Below are 17,519 nucleotides of genomic sequence, written 5' to 3'. Positions count from 1 at the left end.
AAGTGCCTCACTTAATTATGAACGTTCGAACCAGAGCACGCCCAGTGGCGGCGGATACCGATGGCCGCCGGTGCATGACTCGATGATTATCCAGTATGAGAATCCGGCCCGGTTGCCAGGCGACCTCACCGGTCGGATGGGCGCCCTCCACGGCTGCGCGCGCTGAGTCGGGGCCGACGGGTGTTGCTCGCGGGTCCCAACGCAGCTTCCAGGTGTTCGGACCAGAGCTGACGAAGGCTGGTAGATAAGCGTTCCGACCAGACTCTTGGCGGATAAGCAGGGTCAGACGGCGAAGCGCTTGCTTTAAATCATCGGATGGCGAACAGATCTGAGTTGACGTCGGACGTGTGGCCTCAATGCACCTTAGAACCATCCACTGAGGTGGGTTCAGCGCGATCGCCCCATCAGTGTGCCAGGGAAACGTGCCCAGTCCGACACTGGCAGAGTGGGTGCCTTTACGGGCATCAACGGCAACCGTTGGACGAAGCACTTGGCGACGCACCTCGGCACTTCCGAGCCTAGCTGCCAACGTACTGAAGATTCGTTCCTCATCGGTCCACGTCCAGCCTCTTGAGCTTAGGAGCGCCAGGTGCCTAGCTTCTTGCACAGCTCCAAGGCTCGCACTGGCTAGCGGTCAGGTCGAAGCGGGAGCGGACTAACTGCGTCCCCGCCTGCGGGACAGTCATAAGGCCTTTGTCGGCTTATGCGACGGGCAACCGGGTTTGGGCCGAAGTGGACCGCACAATTCTGGAATGCGCGGCCACACAAGCACGTCGTTCTGCGCCGGGCCCAGTTGCAGAACACCAGCAAGCCCGGAAGGGGTGCCTCGATCAGGGCACTCACCTCACGGCGTGAAACCGATGACCGCGGTGCCCTTCTGGCAGGCCGCGAGGACGCCTTCGAGCTGAGACGGCGCGCAGGTCCAGCCGGCCACCGACTGCTGCTGACCGGTGGTGATCTTCGGTCCGTACTGGGTGGCGATGGTCCGTGCCGAATCGCAGGACACGTCACCGGCGAGGATCATGACTCGCAACGCGCCGTCGGGGCCCGGGATGGTGCCGCAACTGGTGTCGGAATCGTCGGACGCGGTCGCACTCGACGCCGTGGTCGACACCGGCTTGCGACCGGGGACCACCGGCGGCGAGGTGGCGGGCTGTTCGGCGGACGGTGATCCCGACTCCGCGGCGCCGGCCTGAGAGGTCGACGAAGCGGTGGTCACGTCCTGTTCCGCGCCGCAGGCCACGAGCGTCGATATCGCCGCCGCGAGTCCGAGAGTCGCCGCCGCGACCCTGATCGGTCGGCGAGTGCGGCTCGTGGTGGGACCGGTGGGACGAGTTCTGCGCGACATGGTTCACCACGGTAGCGAATGCGGTGTCGTCGACCGCACAGGTAGCCGGCGCCGGCCGTCGGTTTGGGGTGGGCGCGCCCGACCTGCGAAGATGCTGGACGTGAGCAGTACCGGAACCGAAGTCGCCGACCCCACCTACGCCGTCGGCACCACCCTCGCCGGCACCCGTGGGCGCACGGGGACGATCACCACACCGCATGGTCCGATCCACACCCCCGCGTTCATCCCCGTCGGTACCAAGGCCACCGTGAAGACGGTCCTCCCGGAATCGGTCTCTGCCCTCGGCGCCCAGGCCGTGCTCGCCAACGCCTACCACCTGTATCTGCAGCCGGGGCCGGAGATCATCGACGCGGCCGGCGGGCTCGGCGCGTTCATGAACTGGCGGGGGCCCACGTACACCGACAGCGGCGGCTTCCAGGTGATGTCGCTGGGTGCGGGGTTCAAGAAGGTCATCTCGATGGAGGCCACCGGCACCCCCGACGACGACCTCACCGCCAACGGCAAAGAACGGCTCTCGCGGGTCGACGACGACGGGGTGACCTTCAAGTCGCACCTCGACGGTTCGGCGCATCGTTTCACGCCGGAGGTGTCGATGCAGATCCAACACCAGCTGGGGGCCGACATCATCTTCGCCTTCGACGAGCTGACCACCCTGATGAACACTCGCGAGTACCAGGTGAATTCGCTCGAGCGCACCCGGTTGTGGGCGATTCGCTGTCTCGCCGAACACAATCGGTTGAGCGTCGAACGCGCACACCGGCCGCAACAGTCGCTCTGGGGTGTCATCCAGGGCGCCCAGTACGAGGATCTGCGGCGCAAGGCCGCCCGTGACCTCGTCGCCTTGAGCGAGGCGGACCGCGCTGCCGGCGGAAAGGGCTTCGGCGGTTACGGCATCGGCGGAGCACTCGAGAAGGACAACCTCGGCACCATCGTCGGCTGGGTCAACGACGAACTCCCAGAGGACTCCCCGAAACACCTCTTGGGGATCAGTGAACCCGACGACATCTTCACCGCCATCGAGAACGGCGTCGATACCTTCGACTGCGTATCGCCGACCCGGGTCGCCCGCAACGGTGCGATCTACTCACTGGACGGCCGGTACAACGTCACGAATGCCAAGTATCGCAGTGACTTCCGGCCGCTCGACCCCGAGGTCGAGAACTACACGTCGCAGTACAGCCGGGCCTACCTGCATCATCTGTTCAAGGCGAAGGAAGGCCTCGGCCCCACGCTGGCGACGCTGCACAACGTGTCCTTCATCGTCACGCTCGTCGACCGGGCCCGCCAGGCCATCGAGAACGGCACATACACCGAGTACCGCGACGAGTTCCTCCGGCGTTACTACGGAGGTCCCCGGTAGGCGTAAAACACTGCTAGAAGGGCGGTGGGTTGGCGTCGTTCCAGCGCTTCTCGGCGCGTTGGTGGCGTCGGAAGTCGTTGTCGCGCTGGGTGTTGAGTCTGTCGCGGGCGGGGTGATCGGGTGACCGTCTGGGGAAGAGCTTGTTGAACAGGTCGCGTCCGCTGAAGGCGTTGCCGACGAACATGTGCTCGGTGGGTGTGGTGAACCAGGCGGTCTGGAATTCGTCTTGGTGGTCCTGCCAGCTGGTGAAGGTCTTGATGCGGTGATGGAACCGGCACAGCGGTTTGAGGTTGCGCGCATCGGTCGGGCCACCGCGACGCGGGTCGGTGTGATCGAAGGGTTCGGTGTGGTCGAGATCGATCTGCCAGACCGGGGCGTTGCAGCCCGGGAAGGTGCAGCACAGTTCGCCGGCACGCACCAGGGCCTGCAGCTTCTTCGACGGGGTGTACCGCGTTGTCGAACTGTCTGCGTCTGGAGCCGGTGAACCGTCGGGTCCGGTAGGAGCGGGGTGGATGTAGGTGCGGCGCGCTTCGGCGAGCAGCTGCCGGGCGGTGTCGGCGTCGATGATGCCGTGGCGGTCGAGGAAGGCGGGATCGTTGTCGAGACCGATCAGGGTCGACAGGTTCACCACGATGTGAAACGTCGCGCGCGGCGCAGCCGAATCCGACGCCGAGGCGGCCGGCTCAGCCGGGTCATCGACAACGACGTCGGCTGACGGGTCGACGATGGTGTCCGCCTCCGTCATCGCAGCAGTTGGTGCAGGCGGCTCGACGGTCCCCACTGTCGCTGCGTCGGAGTCTGTTGCTGTGTCGGGTTCGGTTGCGGCAGGTCGGCAGTCGTCGCATAGGCACGTGATGGCGGCTTCACCGCGAGCGAGCGCTTTCATAGCATCGACCCTGCGGTTGGCCAACTTTCGCGGGTCACCGGCGTGGACCGCGGTGGCCATCGCTGTCAGGCGGGCGTCGAACTCGGCGGCATCAGCGTTGGGAAGCGTGCCGGAGATCCGGGACTGCCCGGGTGTGAAGCGGTCGGGGGTGATGGTCACCTTGCGGTCGGACTTCACCCGCTCCTTGCGTCGACGGACCGCGTCGGGCGCCCACTTGGCGACGATGGAATCGACCATGGCGGTGAACCGCGCCGTCGACATCGGTGCGCGGGCGAAGATCGCCTCGGCGAGATGGGCGTCCACGGTCTGCATCTCTTCGTCGTCGGTGATGAGATCGGTGCGCTTGAGCGCGATGAGGAAGCGCCGCTTGTCGATTCGACCACACGCGAGTGCGTGTCCGGTGAAGGAGAGTCGGTAGCGCAGTGCGTCGCCGGCCTCGATGAGATCTTTCGCCTCGGCCGGTGTCACGGTGAGGGTGGCGCCGACTTCGGCGATGGCCTGTTCGAGACCGTTGGGCCCGAACTGCTCGTAGGGGTTCTCGCCCGCGGCCACTCGCGCGGACAGGTGCTCGAAGGCTTCGAGGGAGTCGAGTTCGCCGCTGTGCGTCTCGGCGCGCCGCTGGGCGTAGTCCATTTCGCGTTCATCGTGAATGAGGCTGGCCACGACCATCATTCGGTGCGCGGACGCTGCTGCCAAGCCGGCGCAGTGGTTGAGGACCTCGACGAGTTCTGAAGCGGAGAGTTCATGGTCGGGACGAAAGCGCGGCTCGACCGACTCCTGTGGTGGGTCCACCGATGTGGATCCGGCCCCCGCCCCCGATGACATACCTCCACAATACTCGAATATATGTTCGAGTCAAGGGTCTGATCTCGGGATCTCCCGGGTTGTCTCGCAATCCAATCACGCCGCACCGACAGGACTGAAGCGTCGCCTCGGTGGCCTCGACGGGCGCGGCGTCCTCGCTTCGCTCGGTCGGCGCTGCTCGACAAGCGGGACTCTGCGGCGCTGCTCGACAAGCGGGACTCTGCGGCGCTGCTCGACAAGCGGGACTCTGCGGCGCTGCTCGACAAGCGGGACACGGCTCCTCTGCTCGACCAGCAGAGAACGGCGGCGCACCACAACGAGCGACGGCGGACGGGTGTCAGCGGGAGTTCTCGGCAACCATCCGTTCGCGGATGCCGCCGGCGACCCCGGTGCTGTTCGGGTTGGGGTCGTGGATCGCACCCGCGTGCGGCTCGACCGGCGTCCCCTTCTCGGTCTCGGACTTCGCCGTCGCCGCCGAGAATCGCTCGGTGATCCCGGGCATGAGGTGATGAGAAGCGTTGGCGGCCTTGGCTTTGTAGCCGACCGGTTGGTCCAGCTTCGGGTCGGTGCAGGCTGCCACGATCGCGTCGACCACGATCTGCGGATCGTCCATCGCGGACATCCGCGGTTCGTGCCCGGTTTAGTTGGCGGCGTGGACCCACCACGGGGTGTCCACGGCCCACGGCATGATGGTGCCGACCTTGATGGCGTCGTCGCCGGCCATGCGCAGCTCTTCGCTGATCGAGTGTCCGAGGCTCCGAACCGCCGCTTTCGTTGCGGCGTAGGTGTTCTGGAGTACGATCGGTACCTCGCTGTCGACCGAGCCCACGTTGATGAGTGTGCCGCGACCCTGCGACCGGAAGACGCGCAGCGCCGCATGTGCGCCGTAGATCAGGCCCTTCAGGTTCACGTCGACGAGGCGAGCGTGGTCCTCGGTCGGGATGTCCCAGAAGTACCCGACCGCGCCGACGCCGACGTTGTTCACCCACACGTCGATCGATTCGAGCCATTCGAGCGCGGCGGACGCGAGATGGGCGACGGCACGCGGATCGCTGACATCGGTGGGCACCGCCAGCGCCGACCCGCCCTTGCCGGTGATCTCTGCGACGACCTCGTCGAGGACCGCGGTTCGACGCGCCGCGACGACGACGTTCGCGCCGAGTTCTCCGAGTCGCACCGCGGCGCCGCGTCCGAATCCGCTCGACGCGCCGGCGATCACGACGGTGGAGCCGTTGATTTCCTTGTTGTCTGTCATGGTGATCGCCTACCCGAGGCGGGGTTCACCAAACCGAGAGGAGGCGCGCTCAGCCCGCGGCGCGGGACTGCCGGAAGGACTCGATCGCGGCGAGATCGTACGAGTTCGCCCCGGTCCCGATGCCCTGGGCGACGTGCGCGGCCACCGCGCAACCGAGTTCGGCGGAGTCGGCGAGACCGAGCCCGCGCAGCCGGCCGGTCAAGAACCCGGCGGAGAACGAGTCGCCGCAACCGGTGGTGTCCACGACGTCCACCTCGAACGCCGGCACCGCGACCACGTCGTCGCCGGTCACGACCAGCGCACCGTCGGCACCGCGGGTGAGCGCGACGCAACCGACACCGCGGTCCAGGAGCGCCCGTGCGCCGTAGGTGAGGTCGTCGGTTCCGGTCAGTCCCCGGGTCTGCTCGTCGTTGGGCAGCAGGTAGTCGAGGTGGGGAAGTGCGTCGGCGATCCACTCGAGAAGGCCGGGGTCGCCAGCCGACAGCAGATCGGCCGACGTCGTGATCCCGCGGTCGCGCGCCCGGCCGAGGAGCTCTGCGGCGACGGCGCCGCCCAGGAATTCCGGGCCGCCGAGGTGCAGGTGGTCGAGCCCGGTCAGCGCGTCTGCACCCAGGTCGTCGGGCGTGAACTGTGCGTTCGCCCCGATGCAGTGCCACGCGGGACGGTCTCCATTGGGTCGGACGGGTATGACCGATGACGACGTCTGGACCCCGGGCTTCGGAACCAGGCCGCCGGTGTCGACGCCTTCGGCGTCCAGCAGTGCGGTCAGCGAACGCCCGATCGTGTCGTCGCCGATCGCTCCGTGGGTCCGGACCGTGGCGCCCAGCCGACTGAGGACGAGCGCGGTTCCGCCCGCGGTACCGGCGGCGGAGAAACCGATGGACTGGACGAGCGCGCCGTCGGACCCCGCCGGGATGGACTCGATCCCGACGACGTGGATGTCCAGCACATGGACGCCCACGGTTGCGATCGTCGGCGGTTCGAGCCGCGGTGAGGGTGTCACGTCCGGTTCTCCTTGGGTGTCCCGTAGTCCAGCCGGATCGCCTGGGCGACAGTGGACTGCTGTTGGTCCTCGGTGAGTTCGCGAGGCCGGCCCATGCTGCTGGTCCGGTGAAAGAGGGTCGCGAGCCACTCCAGCAGCAGGGCGTTCTCCACCGCGTGGGCCAGGCTGGAGCCGCGTGCCACCGAACCGTGGTTCGCCATCAGCGCGACCTGGGTGTCGACCAGCGCGTCGGCGACGATCCCGGCGAGCTCCGGGCTCCCGAACGTGGCGTACGGCGCGACCGGGATGGCACCGCCGAGGCCGAGTTGCTGGTAGTGCAGCACCGGTAACGAGGTCAGTCCGCTGACGCAGGCGACCGCGGTCCCGAAGGGTGCGTGGGTGTGGACGATCGCCTGTGTGCCGGTTTCCTCGTAGACGCGGAGGTGCAGGTCCAGCTCGGACGACGGCGCGATCGGCCCGTCGACGACGTCGCCGGCAAGGGACACCACCGTCACGTCGGTCGCGGCACAGTTCGCGAGCACGACCCCGGTTCCGGTGATCGCGACGTGATCGCCCGCACGCGCCGACACGTTGCCGGAGGTGCCGATCAGCAGACCTTCGGCCGCCAGCCGTCGAGCGGCTGCGGCGACCTCGTCGCGTATCGACGGGTCGCTCATCGGCCGAATGCGTCGGTCCGCACTCCGCGGAGAAGGATCGCCGGGCATGTCGCGGAACTCGGAGCGCATTCGGTACGTTGGGACCACATACCGGACATTTACGCACATGCCTTTGCTCCCGGCACCCGGTATGAAATACCCGAGCACCAGCGAGAGAGACGATGAGACGCGGAAAGCGCCGAAAACGCCGACGACACCAGTCGGCCCCCTGTTGTGAATTGAATGACCCGGGTGTTCCGCCCGGCCCCGACACCGGGACGGTCTCATGCTGACCCTCCTCGGAATCGGACTCGGAATCCTGGTGGTCTTCCTGATCACCGCCCTCACCGGTTACTTCGTGGCCCAGGAATTCGGCTACATGGCGGTCGACCGGTCCCGCCTCAAAGCCCGTGCCGAAACCGGTGACGCCGCCGCGAAACGCGCGCTCGCGGTCACCCGCCGCACGTCCTTCATGCTCTCCGGCGCCCAGCTGGGCATCACTGTCACCGGCCTGCTCGTCGGCTACGTGGCCGAACCCCTGATCGGTTCCGGCGTCGGCGAGCTGCTCGGCGGCGTGGGTATCCCGGTGGGCGTGGGTGTCGCGATCGGCACGATCATCGCGATCATCTTCTCCACCGTCGTGCAGATGGTCTTCGGTGAGCTGTTCCCCAAGAACCTCGCCATCGCCCGGCCCGAGCCGGTCGCACGGTGGCTCGCCCGTTCGACGACGATCTACCTGGCCGTATTCGGTTGGCTCATCGCATTGTTCGACAAGTCGTCGAACCTGCTGCTGCGAGCGCTGCGCATCGAGCCCGTGCACGACGTCGAGCATTCGGCGTCGGTGCGCGACCTCGAGCACATCGTCGCCGAGTCCCGCGACGCGGGTGACCTGCCCGACGAGCTGTCCGTCCTGCTCGACCGTGTGCTCGAATTCCCCACGCGCACCGCAGAACACGCGATGATCCCGCGACCGAACACCGATCATGTCGACGCCGATCTGGCGGCGGGTGAGGTGCTGACACTGATGAGCACCGGCCACACGCGGTACCCCGTGCTGGCCGGCGGTGACGACGAGGTACGCGGCGTGATCCACCTCCAGGACCTCCTGGAGTGGAGCTACGCGCTGAAAAAACAACCGCCGCAGGCTGATTCGTCGGCCACCGCGGTAGACCTGTGTCGTCCCGCGGTGGTGGTGCCCTCGACGCTCCCGCTGCCCGAGGTGTTGGAGACCCTCGCGGACGCACATGACGAGATGGCGGTGGTCATCGACGAATACGGCGGCTTCGCCGGGGTCGTGACCGCCGAGGACATCGCCGAGGAACTGGTCGGCGAGATCGACGACGAACACGACTCCGAGGCGACCGTCGCGATCGAGGAGAGCCCCGAGGGATGGCGCGTGCGGGGTGACGCACACGTCGACGAGGTCTCCCGGACCGTCGGCTGGGACCTCCCCGAAGGCGACTACGAGACGATGGCCGGACTGGTGATCGCCGAATTCGTCGGACTCCCGGAGGTCGGGGACACGGTGACGATCGAGATCGATCCCGATCCGTCGACCCTGCTCGAAGACGACGAGGCGCCACCCCGCACCGTGCGGGCCACGGTGCTCGAAGTCGACAAGCGCGTCCCCGCTCTGCTGTCGATGAGCGTGGCACACAACGACAACAACCCGGGCGAGAAGAGCCCGGACGGCAGGAACCGGGGCGAGAAGAAGAACCCGGCCGAGAACGGAGAGGAGAGCGACAATGGATAACCCGTGGGTCGTCGCGGCCGTCACCGTGGCCCTGATCGCGTCCAGCGCCTTCTTCGTCGCGGTCGAGTTCGCCCTCATCGCCGCACGTCGGCACCGGCTCGAAGACGCGGCCGCGACCAGCGGCAGCGCCCGCGCAGCACTGCGCAGCGCATCGGAACTGTCGGTGTTGCTCGCCGGGTCGCAGCTCGGCATCACGGTGTGCACGCTGGCACTGGGTTCGATCACGAAACCCGCTGTGCACCACTGGCTCACGCCGCTGTTCGCCGGGTGGGGTCTGCCGTACTGGTCGGCCGACGTGATCGGCTTCGTCCTCGCCCTCGTCATCGTGACGTTCCTGCACCTCGTCGTCGGTGAGATGGCGCCGAAGTCGTGGGCCATCGCCCACCCCGAGAAGTCGGCGATCATGCTCGCGATCCCGATGCGCGCCTTCATGTGGGTGACCCGTCCGTTCATCGTCCAGCTCAACCACCTCGCCAACTGGTGCCTCAAGCGTGTCGGCGTCGAACCGGTGGACCAGGTCGCGACCGGGCAGGACAGCGACGCCCTCCGCCACCTGGTGGAGCACTCGGCCACCGTGGGCACACTCGACGAGCGGTACCACGCCCACCTGACGAGTGCTCTGGAACTGGAGTCGTTGACCGTCGGCGACGTCGTGACCCCCAACGACCATCTGGCCGTGGTCGGTCCGGCCGCGGACGCCGATGAGATCCAGACCGCCGGCCGGACCTCGGGCCACCTGCGGCTGCTGGTGCGCGACGATGCGTCCGGGGCGCCGGTCCGCGGTGTCGTGCATGTGCGCGACAGCCTGACCGCGTCGGCCGGCACCACGGCGGCCGATCTCATGCGCCCGGTCCTGAGCGTCGAATCGGCGCAGCCGGTGTACGAGACGCTCACCGCCATGCGGGAACAGCGCGCCCACCTCGCGCTCGTCACCGATGGGGGCCGCGCGGTCGGACTCATCACCATCAACGACGTGCTCCAGCGGTTGCTGGCGACCACGGCGTAGGAGGCGGTCGGGGCGCAGGGTGGGCCGCTAGGTCCACTCGTCGGCCGTCAGGAACCACGGTTCGGCCGGCAGCGCGGCGGGGTCGAACCGGTTCGCCAGTTGCTCTGCGCGCACGGGCTCGTCCCGGCCGCCGAGCCCCAGTGAATGGGCGATGCGGGACAACACGGTCGACGTCGCCACCCCTGCGGCGGCGAGGTCGGCCAGGGTCACCGCCCCGTCCCGCTTGCTGAGCCGGATTCCGTTGGCGTTGAGCACCATCGGGACGTGCGCGTACGTCGGTGGGGCCTTCCCGAGCAGCGCCGCCAGGTAGGCCTGCCGGGGCGCCGACGACAACAGATCGTCCCCGCGGACGACCTGGTCGACGCCCTGCGCGGCATCGTCGACGACGACGGCCAGGTTGTAGGCCGGGGTGCCGTCGTTGCGCAGCAGCACGAAGTCGTCGACCGCGCCCATGTAGGGACCGTGCAGCAGGTCATCGACGCCGTACTCCCGGACGTCGGCCCGCAGCCGGATCGCGGGTGGCCGGGTGGCACGGCGTTCGTCGCGTTCGGCGGCGGTGAGGTCGCGGCACGTGCCCGGGTAGGCGCCCTGCGGCGCATGGGGTGCGGACGGCGCGTCGAGGATCTCTCGGCGGGTGCAGAAACACTCGAAGGTGCGGCCGGCGTCGCGCAGGTCGTCGAGGACGGCACGGTATGCCTCGAGCCGGTCGGTCTGGTGGACGACGGGCGGGTCCCAGTCGAGGCCCAGGGCCGCGAGATCGGACAACTGCCGGGAATCCGCGCCCTCGACGGCTCGGTCGAGATCCTCCATCCGGATCAGGAACCGCCGGCCGGTGGTCCGCGCGAAGAGCCAGGCGAGCAGGGCGGTCCGCAGATTGCCGACGTGGAGGTCCCCGGAGGGGGAGGGCGCGTACCGGCCCGCTCGCTGCGTCGACACCGCGTCGAGATTACCGGTCGGCGATGAGAATCCGCGCCGCGGCCGGTCTGCCTGTAACGGCACGGACGACGACACGCCGGGTGTGCGGCGGCGCGTAGGCGTTGCGGTCCCGTCGACGAGTGAGGAACGATGAGTTTCATGGATCTCCCGGTCATGCCGCCTGTTGCGCCGATGCTGGCCAAGGCGGTGACCAGCGTGCCGCCGCAGCCCGACGGTTCGGTGGCGTGGTCGTATGAACCCAAGTGGGATGGTTTTCGCGCGTTGGTCTTCCGCGACGGCGACGAGGTGACGATCGGATCGCGAGGCGGCAAGGACCTGGCCCGGTACTTCCCCGAGATCGTCGCGGCGGTGAAGGACGAACTGCCCGACAAGGTGGTCCTCGACGGTGAGATCGGGGTGCCGGCGCTGATCGGCGACACGCATCGGCTCGACTGGGATTCGCTCGCGCAGCGCATCCATCCGGCGGAATCGCGCGTCACCATGCTCGCGGAGAAGACACCGGCGATCTTCATCGGATTCGACGCGCTGGCGCTGGAGTCGACGAGCGTGATGGGCGAACCCTTCGAGGTGCGCCGGGAAGCGCTGCTGCGGGCCGTCGGTCCGGGCGGGCGGGACCGTCGCGTGCATGTCAGCCGGGTGACGAGCGACCCCGCGGTCGCCGAGGACTGGTTCTCCGCCTTCGAAGGTGCCGGGCTAGACGGTGTCGTCGCCAAGCGACTCGACGGCGTGTACGTCGAGAACAAGCGGGAGATGCTGAAGCTCAAACACAAACGGACCGCGGACTGTGTGATCTTCGGGTATCGAATCCACAAGTCGGGCACCGGGATCGGGTCGATGCTGCTCGGACTGTACGGCGACGACGGCGAATTGCGGATGGTCGGTGGGGCGGGTGCCTTCTCCGACGCCAAGCGGATCGAGTTGCAGCAGATGTTCGAGCCGATGCGGCTGGACCCGGAGAGGGCGTCGCCGGGCGAGCCCACGCGGTGGCGTTCGGAGAAATCGGGGGAGTGGATCCCGATCCGTCCGGAGCTGGTCGCGGAGTTCGCATATGACCAGATGGAAAACCATCGCTTCCGGCACACGGTGAAATTCCTTCGCTGGCGGCCCGATCGAGAACCGGGGAGCTGCGGCTACGACCAGCTCGACGTCCCGCTGACCTACGATCTCCACGACGTCCTCGAAGGAGAATGACCATGGCATCTCGTTCGCCCGCGGAGGAACTCGACGTCGACGGGGTCGCCGTCCGGATGAGCAACCCGGACAAGATCTACTTCCCCGAACTCGGCGAGAACGGCGGCCGCAAGCGCGATCTCGTCGGGTACTACCGCACCGTAGCACTCGGCGACACGGGTGGCAGGGCCGACGACAGCGGCGACGGACCGCTGATGCGCGCCACCCGCGACCGCCCGACCTTTCTGCAGCGCTTCCCCGACGGCGTCGAGGGCGAGGAGATCTACCAGAAGCACATCGCGAAGAAGCGGCCGGAGCATGTGCGGTCCACCCCGATCGTGTTCCCCTCCAAGCGAACTGGCGATGCGATCCGACCCACGGTGCCCGCGGATCTCGTGTGGGGCGCGAACCTGGGCACCGTCACCTTCCACACCTGGCCGACCCTGCATCCCGACAACGACCATCCCGATCAGCTTCGCATCGACCTCGATCCGCAACCCGGCACGACCTTCGAGGATGTGCGGCGGGTCGCGCTCGAAGGACTGAAGCCGCTGCTCGACGAACTCGGGTTCACCGGTTTCGTGAAGACCTCGGGCGGTCGGGGAGTACACGTGTACGTGCCCATCGAGCCGCTCTGGGACTTCATCGCGACCCGACGCTGCGTCATCGCGATCGCCCGCGAGCTCGAACGCCGCGACCCGGACGCGGTCACCACATCGTGGTGGAAAGAAGAACGCGGAGAACGGATCTTCATCGACTACAACCAGAACGCCCGCGACCGCACGATGGCATCCCCGTACTCCGTTCGACGCAGCGCCCGCGCCCGGGTGTCGACGCCGGTGACGTGGGACGAACTCGCCGACGTCGATCCGGACGACTGCACCATCGCGACCGTCCCGAAGCTCCTGGAAGATCGCGGCGACCCATGGGCCGACATCGCCGACCACCGGCGCGGCGTCGAGAAACTGCTGGAGATGGTCCAGGCCGACGACGCAAACGGCCTGGGCGACATGCCTTATCCGCCCAGCTATCCCAAGATGCCGGGCGAGCCGCCGCGCGTACAGCCGAGCAAGAAGGTCGCCGAGCACTGGGATGAGCAGGGCAACCGACGCTCCGACGGCTGATGCCTGGGTTCCGTATGGGTCAGCGGCGCAGCGCCTCGGCCGCCCAGGTCGCGAAACTCTGCCAGCCCACATCAGGGAACCGGCGGTGCAGCGTCGGGATGTCGACCTCGTACCCGCGGTCGCCGAGGAACGTGAACATCGCCCGCATGTCCTCGGACTCGATACGTTCGGGATCGTAGGACTCCGCCGTGACGGTGGTGCCGAGAACGTCGCCGATGATGCGCGCCATCTCCTCGGGCGTCGGCTGATCGGACGCGAGGTCGATGCGCTGGCCGACGTGGACGTCGGGCGCGGCGAACAGGGTGGCGACGAGTCGGCCGAGGTCGCGCCGCGAGAGTTGTTGCAGCGGCTTGTCCGCGGGCATCGCGATCGGCATCACGCCCGCCGCGAGCGCGTCGGCTCCGCCGAGCAGGTTGTCGAAGAAGTAGGCCGGGCCGACGATCGTGTGCGGGATCTCGGTGGCTGCCAACATCTGCTCGACCTCGAACTTGGAATCGAAATGCGGCACGCCGGTCTGACGATCGGCCGAGGCCACCGAGGAGAACACGAGGTAGGGGATCGACGCGGACGTGGCGGCTTCGATCAGCGCACGACCCTGACCGATCTCGGCCTCGACGCCGGATTCGAACGGGGTGGTGAGCGCGAACACACCCGCGGACCCGGTGAACGCCTCGGTGAGGCCCGACCCGCTCACGATGTCGCCGACGGCGAGTTCGACGCCTCGGTCGGCCAGGCGTGCCGCCTTGCTCGACACCGCGTCCCGCACGACGGCGCGGACCGGGAAACCGGCCTCGAGCAGCGCGTCGAGCACGGCGCCGCCCTGCCCTCCGGTGGCTCCGACGACAACGACAGGGGAGGAATCGGCCATGTCGTCGACCCTAGCGGTCACACTCGACGGCCGGACGGTTTGGGTGAGTGCGCCGTCGGCGGCTATCATCTCGACGTTGGAGGATTCGCCTAGTGGCCTATGGCGCTCGCCTGGAACGCGGGTTGGGTTAACAGCCCTCAGGGGTTCGAATCCCCTATCCTCCGCCACCGAAGGTCCGCTGTGACACCCGTCTTTCCGGGTGACACCGCGGACCTTCGTCGTATCCCCGAGCGTGCGGGCCGAGTGCGATCGAGCCGCGCGGACCGGTTCGAGGACCCCGGCTCCGGCCGCCGGAACCCCTCGCTACACTGGACGACGGATCCCGCGCGGCGTGCATCCTGTGAACTCCCCCAGGGCCGGAAGGCAGCAAGGGTCAACGGGCTCTCTCGGGTGCGCGGGGTCCCCTATTTTCCCGATACGAAGTTTCAGGTCAGGGGCGTCGGCCACCCGCACCGGCGTCGAGCCGCGAGAGGGCCAACGTTGAATTTTCACTCGATGAGTGCCGACCAACTCCGGAACACCCAGACGGAACTGACCAAGCAATACGAGGCGCTGCGCGCGCTGGGTCTCAAGCTCGACCTCACCCGCGGCAAGCCGGCCCCCGAGCAACTCGATCTCTCGAACGGTCTCCTGTCGCTGCCCGGTGACGAGTTCCGAGACGGCGCGGGCACCGACACCCGCAACTACGGCGGACTCAACGGACTGCCCGAGTTGCGCGGCATCTTCGGGGAACTCCTCGCCGTCGACCCCGACAACCTGCTCGCGCTCGGCAACTCGAGCCTCGAGATCATGCACGACCTCACGGTCTTCGGGCTGTTGCACGGCACCGCCGACTCCGACGAGCCGTGGGGACGTCAGACGATCAAGTTCCTGTGCCCGTCGCCCGGTTATGACCGCCACTTCGCGATCACCGAGAGCTTCGGCATCGAGATGATCCCGGTGCCGATGCTGCCCGACGGTCCCGACGTGCGGGTGTGCGCCGAACTCGTCGCCGCCGACCCGAGCATCAAGGGCATGTGGGCGGTGCCCACCTACTCGAACCCGACCGGCGTCACCTTCTCCGAGGAGGTCACCCGCGGGTTGCTCGAGATGTCCGCGGCGCCGGACTTCCGGATCTACTGGGACAACGCCTACGTCGTCCACACGCTGGTGGAGACCCCGCCGACGCCGCTGCCGATCCTGGAGATGGCGGCGCAGGCCGGGCACCCGAACCGCGTGTACGTCCTCGGCTCGACGTCGAAGATCACCTTCGCCGGCGCCGGCGTCTCGTTCTTCGGGTCGTCGCCGGAGAACCTGGCCTGGTTCAGCAAGTACCTGTCGCTGAAGACCATCGGACCCGACAAGGTCAATCAACTGCGTCACCTCAAGTTCTTCGGCGACGCCGACGGTGTGCGCGCGCACATGGCCCGCCACCGGGAGATCCTCGCCCCGAAGTTCAAGCTCGTGCTCGACATCCTCGAGGACCGGCTCACGGAGTCGAAGGTGGCGTCGTGGTCGGAGCCGGAGGGCGGCTACTTCATCAGCCTCGACGTCGTCGACGGCGCGGCCCGACGCACCATCGAGCTGGCCAAAGAAGCCGGTATCGCGCTCACCGCCGCCGGATCGGCGTTCCCGTACAAGACCGATCCGCACGATCAGAACATCCGACTCGCACCGACGTTCCCGAACACCGACGACCTGCGGGCTGCGATGGACGGGGTGTCCACGTGCGTGCTGCTGGCCGCGGCGGAGACCCTGCTCGCCCGCTCCAGCTGACCCGACACGCCGATCCCGGCGTTAGATTGCTCTCATTCTCCGGCGAGTGCGCTGGCGTGCGCGCCACTTTGTGACAGGCTTTCAAATCGTGAATCTGCCCAGGCCGGTTCTTCTCGCAACCGGTTTCGCCGTCGTGGGGGTCATCGCACTGGCACTCCAGGATGTCGTCGTACCCCTGGGCGCCCAATTCTGGGGTTTGCTGCACAACCAGATCGATCTCTCGGTGTATCAGGCGGGTGCCCGGGCGGTCGCCAACGGCGTCAGTCTCTACGACGTCAAGATGATCGGCGACCTGGACTACACCTACTCGCCGTTCTCCGCCTTGCTGTTCAGTCCGCTGGCCTGGATGTCCTTCGACGTCGCCCGCATGTTGTGGTCGGCGGGCATCGTCGTGGCGCTCTATCTGGTGATCATGCTGAGCTTCCGCAGCCTCGGCCGGCCGGTGACCTGGCCGTTGCGCGTGATCGCGGCGTCGCTGGTGGCGGTGGCGATGTTGTTCGAGCCGGTTCGTACGACGATCTGGTACGGGCAGATCAATGTGTTCCTGATGCTCGTGATCGTGGCCGATCTGGCGCGCCCGGACGGTGGACGCCTCAAGGGGTTCTGGACCGGAGTCGCCGCGGGGATCAAGCTGACGCCCCTCATCTTCGCCGGTTACTTCCTCGTGCAACGGAACTGGCGCGCCCTCGCCGGGGTGGTGGGCGGCTTCGCCACCACCATGCTCATCGGGTTCGCCGCCTTGCCCGGGGACTCGTGGTCGTACTGGACGGGCAAACTGTTCGAGTCCGACCGGGTCGGTTCCGCTCAGTTGCGCGGTAACCAGTCCCTGCGCGGCATGCTGGCCAACCACCTCGACACCGACAATCCGCCGACGCTGCTCTGGCTCGCCCTGGTGCTGGCAGTGCTGGCGGTCGGCTTCGCGGTGGCGACGTACGCCCATCGCAAAGGTCAGGAACTCCTTGCCGTCAGCATCGTCGGGATGACCGCCTGCGTGGTGTCGCCGATGTCGTGGGGCCACCACTGGGTGTGGTTCATCCCGATCCTGGTCATCGGAATCCACCTCGTTCTCGACGCCCGGCAGCCGCGGGCACCGCGGGTGTGGGCCGGCGTGGGCGTGGCGGCACTGGTGCTACTCGCGTTCTCGTGGCCGACGCATGTACCGGCGCTGATCCCGGACGGCTATTACACGGGGCTGTACGTCAAGACCCGCATCACGTGGCTCAACTGGTTCACGGTCAGCCCCTATCTGTGGGCCTACCTCGGCGTGCTCGTCGCGACGGTCGTCGGCCTGCGGATGGTCGGCAGCCGTGGCTACTCCACGCCGACGCCCGCCGACCCGATCATCCCGCCCGGCGTCGCGGCTGCGGTGATCGCCGAGGGCGGGCTGCCGACCGGCGATGCGGGCGGCACCGGCAGTGAGGGCACACGACGGCCGGACACGGGTGGCGAGGAGTCCGGGCCGCGCGACTCGCGAGGCACGTCCGGGCACACTTTGCGTCCTTCGGAAGACACCCGCGGGATGGCCGATGACCTGGTCGGAACCGATGGCGAACCCGTCACCGAGACACCCGATCAGGGGCCCGCTGCACCAGTGTGAGGCACACTCATCGACTGTC

16 protein-coding genes, 1 tRNA gene and 1 other RNA gene are annotated in these 17,519 nt (G+C 67.7%); 9 read left to right on the top strand and 9 right to left on the bottom strand.

The window, feature by feature from the left end; all coding sequences use genetic code 11:
- Positions 1-7: 7 nt before the first annotated feature.
- Both ACFUEJ_RS09785 and ACFUEJ_RS09780 read right to left on the bottom strand, forming a co-directional pair.
- The gene (locus ACFUEJ_RS09785) at positions 8-373 is read right to left on the bottom strand and encodes a TauD/TfdA family dioxygenase (protein WP_137810089.1); all 366 of its coding nucleotides are present in this window, start codon (positions 371-373) and stop codon (positions 8-10) included.
- 471 nt (positions 374-844) lie between these two features.
- A complete protein-coding gene (locus ACFUEJ_RS09780) occupies positions 845-1,348 on the bottom strand; it encodes a hypothetical protein (RefSeq protein WP_388028940.1) in 504 nt (167 codons plus the stop codon).
- 91 nt (positions 1,349-1,439) lie between these two features.
- Between ACFUEJ_RS09780 and tgt the strand changes: the two genes are divergently transcribed.
- Positions 1,440-2,708: a tRNA guanosine(34) transglycosylase Tgt gene (tgt, locus tag ACFUEJ_RS09775; protein ID WP_159369894.1), complete on the top strand. Its 1,269-nt coding sequence runs from the start codon at positions 1,440-1,442 to the stop codon at positions 2,706-2,708.
- Between the two features lie 13 nt (positions 2,709-2,721).
- Here the strand turns inward: tgt and ACFUEJ_RS09770 are convergent, their stop codons facing one another.
- The 5 genes from ACFUEJ_RS09770 to ACFUEJ_RS09750 form a co-directional block, all read right to left on the bottom strand.
- Complete coding sequence (locus ACFUEJ_RS09770; RefSeq protein WP_388028938.1) at positions 2,722-4,419, bottom strand: DUF222 domain-containing protein; 1,698 nt, start codon at positions 4,417-4,419, stop codon at positions 2,722-2,724.
- A gap of 316 nt (positions 4,420-4,735) precedes the next feature.
- The gene (locus ACFUEJ_RS09765; RefSeq protein ID WP_238995000.1) at positions 4,736-5,020 is read right to left on the bottom strand and encodes a hypothetical protein; all 285 of its coding nucleotides are present in this window, start codon (positions 5,018-5,020) and stop codon (positions 4,736-4,738) included.
- 18 nt (positions 5,021-5,038) lie between these two features.
- Complete coding sequence (locus tag ACFUEJ_RS09760; protein ID WP_388028936.1) at positions 5,039-5,653, bottom strand: SDR family oxidoreductase; 615 nt, start codon at positions 5,651-5,653, stop codon at positions 5,039-5,041.
- A gap of 49 nt (positions 5,654-5,702) precedes the next feature.
- Complete coding sequence (locus tag ACFUEJ_RS09755) at positions 5,703-6,656, bottom strand: carbohydrate kinase family protein (protein ID WP_159369895.1); 954 nt, start codon at positions 6,654-6,656, stop codon at positions 5,703-5,705.
- A complete protein-coding gene (locus ACFUEJ_RS09750; RefSeq protein ID WP_078111809.1) occupies positions 6,653-7,312 on the bottom strand; it encodes a class II aldolase/adducin family protein in 660 nt (219 codons plus the stop codon). The genes ACFUEJ_RS09755 and ACFUEJ_RS09750 overlap by 4 nt, the downstream gene beginning before the upstream one ends.
- A 265-nt stretch (positions 7,313-7,577) precedes the next feature.
- Here ACFUEJ_RS09750 and ACFUEJ_RS09745 point away from each other — a divergent pair, with 265 nt between their 5' ends.
- Together ACFUEJ_RS09745 and ACFUEJ_RS09740 are read left to right on the top strand one after the other, a co-directional pair.
- On the top strand, positions 7,578-9,044 hold the full coding sequence (locus ACFUEJ_RS09745; protein ID WP_388028933.1) for a hemolysin family protein: 1,467 nt from the start codon (positions 7,578-7,580) through the stop codon (positions 9,042-9,044).
- Entirely contained in the window at positions 9,037-10,050 is a 1,014-nt protein-coding gene (locus ACFUEJ_RS09740; protein WP_137808680.1) for a hemolysin family protein, read from the top strand. The genes ACFUEJ_RS09745 and ACFUEJ_RS09740 overlap by 8 nt, the downstream gene beginning before the upstream one ends.
- A 27-nt stretch (positions 10,051-10,077) precedes the next feature.
- Here ACFUEJ_RS09740 and gluQRS read toward each other — a convergent pair whose 3' ends face one another.
- Positions 10,078-10,986 carry a tRNA glutamyl-Q(34) synthetase GluQRS gene (gene gluQRS / locus ACFUEJ_RS09735; RefSeq protein ID WP_078111808.1) on the bottom strand — a complete coding sequence of 303 codons (909 nt, stop codon included), beginning with the start codon at positions 10,984-10,986 and terminating at the stop codon, positions 10,078-10,080.
- 138 nt (positions 10,987-11,124) lie between these two features.
- Between gluQRS and ACFUEJ_RS09730 the strand changes: the two genes are divergently transcribed.
- A complete protein-coding gene (locus ACFUEJ_RS09730) occupies positions 11,125-12,177 on the top strand; it encodes an ATP-dependent DNA ligase (protein WP_078111975.1) in 1,053 nt (350 codons plus the stop codon).
- 2 nt (positions 12,178-12,179) lie between these two features.
- On the top strand, positions 12,180-13,280 hold the full coding sequence (locus ACFUEJ_RS09725) for a DNA polymerase domain-containing protein (RefSeq protein WP_078111807.1): 1,101 nt from the start codon (positions 12,180-12,182) through the stop codon (positions 13,278-13,280).
- Positions 13,281-13,299: 19 nt separating this feature from the next.
- Here ACFUEJ_RS09725 and ACFUEJ_RS09720 read toward each other — a convergent pair whose 3' ends face one another.
- Entirely contained in the window at positions 13,300-14,148 is an 849-nt protein-coding gene (locus ACFUEJ_RS09720; RefSeq protein ID WP_078111806.1) for an NmrA/HSCARG family protein, read from the bottom strand.
- 78 nt (positions 14,149-14,226) lie between these two features.
- Between ACFUEJ_RS09720 and ACFUEJ_RS09715 the strand changes: the two genes are divergently transcribed.
- The 4 genes from ACFUEJ_RS09715 to ACFUEJ_RS09700 all read left to right on the top strand — a co-directional run bounded on the left by ACFUEJ_RS09715 (position 14,227) and on the right by ACFUEJ_RS09700 (position 17,500).
- Positions 14,227-14,315 (top strand) — tRNA-Ser (locus ACFUEJ_RS09715).
- Positions 14,316-14,462: 147 nt separating this feature from the next.
- Positions 14,463-14,557: signal recognition particle sRNA small type (gene ffs / locus ACFUEJ_RS09710), an RNA gene on the top strand.
- A 71-nt stretch (positions 14,558-14,628) separates the two neighbouring features.
- Positions 14,629-15,903 (top strand): aminotransferase class I/II-fold pyridoxal phosphate-dependent enzyme, encoded by a 1,275-nt coding sequence (locus tag ACFUEJ_RS09705; RefSeq protein WP_058251038.1) that lies wholly within the window; start codon positions 14,629-14,631, stop codon positions 15,901-15,903.
- 88 nt (positions 15,904-15,991) lie between these two features.
- Complete coding sequence (locus tag ACFUEJ_RS09700; RefSeq protein WP_058251039.1) at positions 15,992-17,500, top strand: glycosyltransferase 87 family protein; 1,509 nt, start codon at positions 15,992-15,994, stop codon at positions 17,498-17,500.
- The last annotated feature ends 19 nt before the right edge of the window (positions 17,501-17,519 follow it).

The sequence above is a fragment of the Gordonia sp. NPDC057258 genome (assembly GCF_042668985.1).
In the GTDB taxonomy this organism is placed as follows: Bacteria; Actinomycetota; Actinomycetes; order Mycobacteriales; family Mycobacteriaceae; genus Gordonia; species Gordonia hongkongensis.
The sequence above is the reverse complement of the archived record's forward strand: the minus strand, read 5'-3'. Positions and strand labels throughout refer to the sequence as shown.

Bases quoted from the DNA above. Each gene is read 5' to 3' on its own strand.
- ACFUEJ_RS09740 (WP_137808680.1), top strand. From the start codon at position 9,037: ATGGATAACCCGTGGGTCGTCGCGGCCGTCACCGTGGCCCTGATCGCG.
- ACFUEJ_RS09760 (WP_388028936.1), bottom strand. From the start codon at position 5,653: ATGACAGACAACAAGGAAATCAACGGCTCCACCGTCGTGATCGCCGGC.
- ACFUEJ_RS09785 (WP_137810089.1), bottom strand. From the start codon at position 373: ATGGTTCTAAGGTGCATTGAGGCCACACGTCCGACGTCAACTCAGATC.
- ACFUEJ_RS09730 (WP_078111975.1), top strand. From the start codon at position 11,125: ATGGATCTCCCGGTCATGCCGCCTGTTGCGCCGATGCTGGCCAAGGCG.
- ACFUEJ_RS09765 (WP_238995000.1), bottom strand. From the start codon at position 5,020: ATGTCCGCGATGGACGATCCGCAGATCGTGGTCGACGCGATCGTGGCA.
- ACFUEJ_RS09725 (WP_078111807.1), top strand. From the start codon at position 12,180: ATGGCATCTCGTTCGCCCGCGGAGGAACTCGACGTCGACGGGGTCGCC.
- ACFUEJ_RS09750 (WP_078111809.1), bottom strand. From the start codon at position 7,312: ATGAGCGACCCGTCGATACGCGACGAGGTCGCCGCAGCCGCTCGACGG.
- ACFUEJ_RS09720 (WP_078111806.1), bottom strand. From the start codon at position 14,148: ATGGCCGATTCCTCCCCTGTCGTTGTCGTCGGAGCCACCGGAGGGCAG.
- ACFUEJ_RS09770 (WP_388028938.1), bottom strand. From the start codon at position 4,419: ATGTCATCGGGGGCGGGGGCCGGATCCACATCGGTGGACCCACCACAG.
- ACFUEJ_RS09745 (WP_388028933.1), top strand. From the start codon at position 7,578: ATGCTGACCCTCCTCGGAATCGGACTCGGAATCCTGGTGGTCTTCCTG.
- ACFUEJ_RS09780 (WP_388028940.1), bottom strand. From the start codon at position 1,348: ATGTCGCGCAGAACTCGTCCCACCGGTCCCACCACGAGCCGCACTCGC.
- tgt (WP_159369894.1), top strand. From the start codon at position 1,440: ATGCTGGACGTGAGCAGTACCGGAACCGAAGTCGCCGACCCCACCTAC.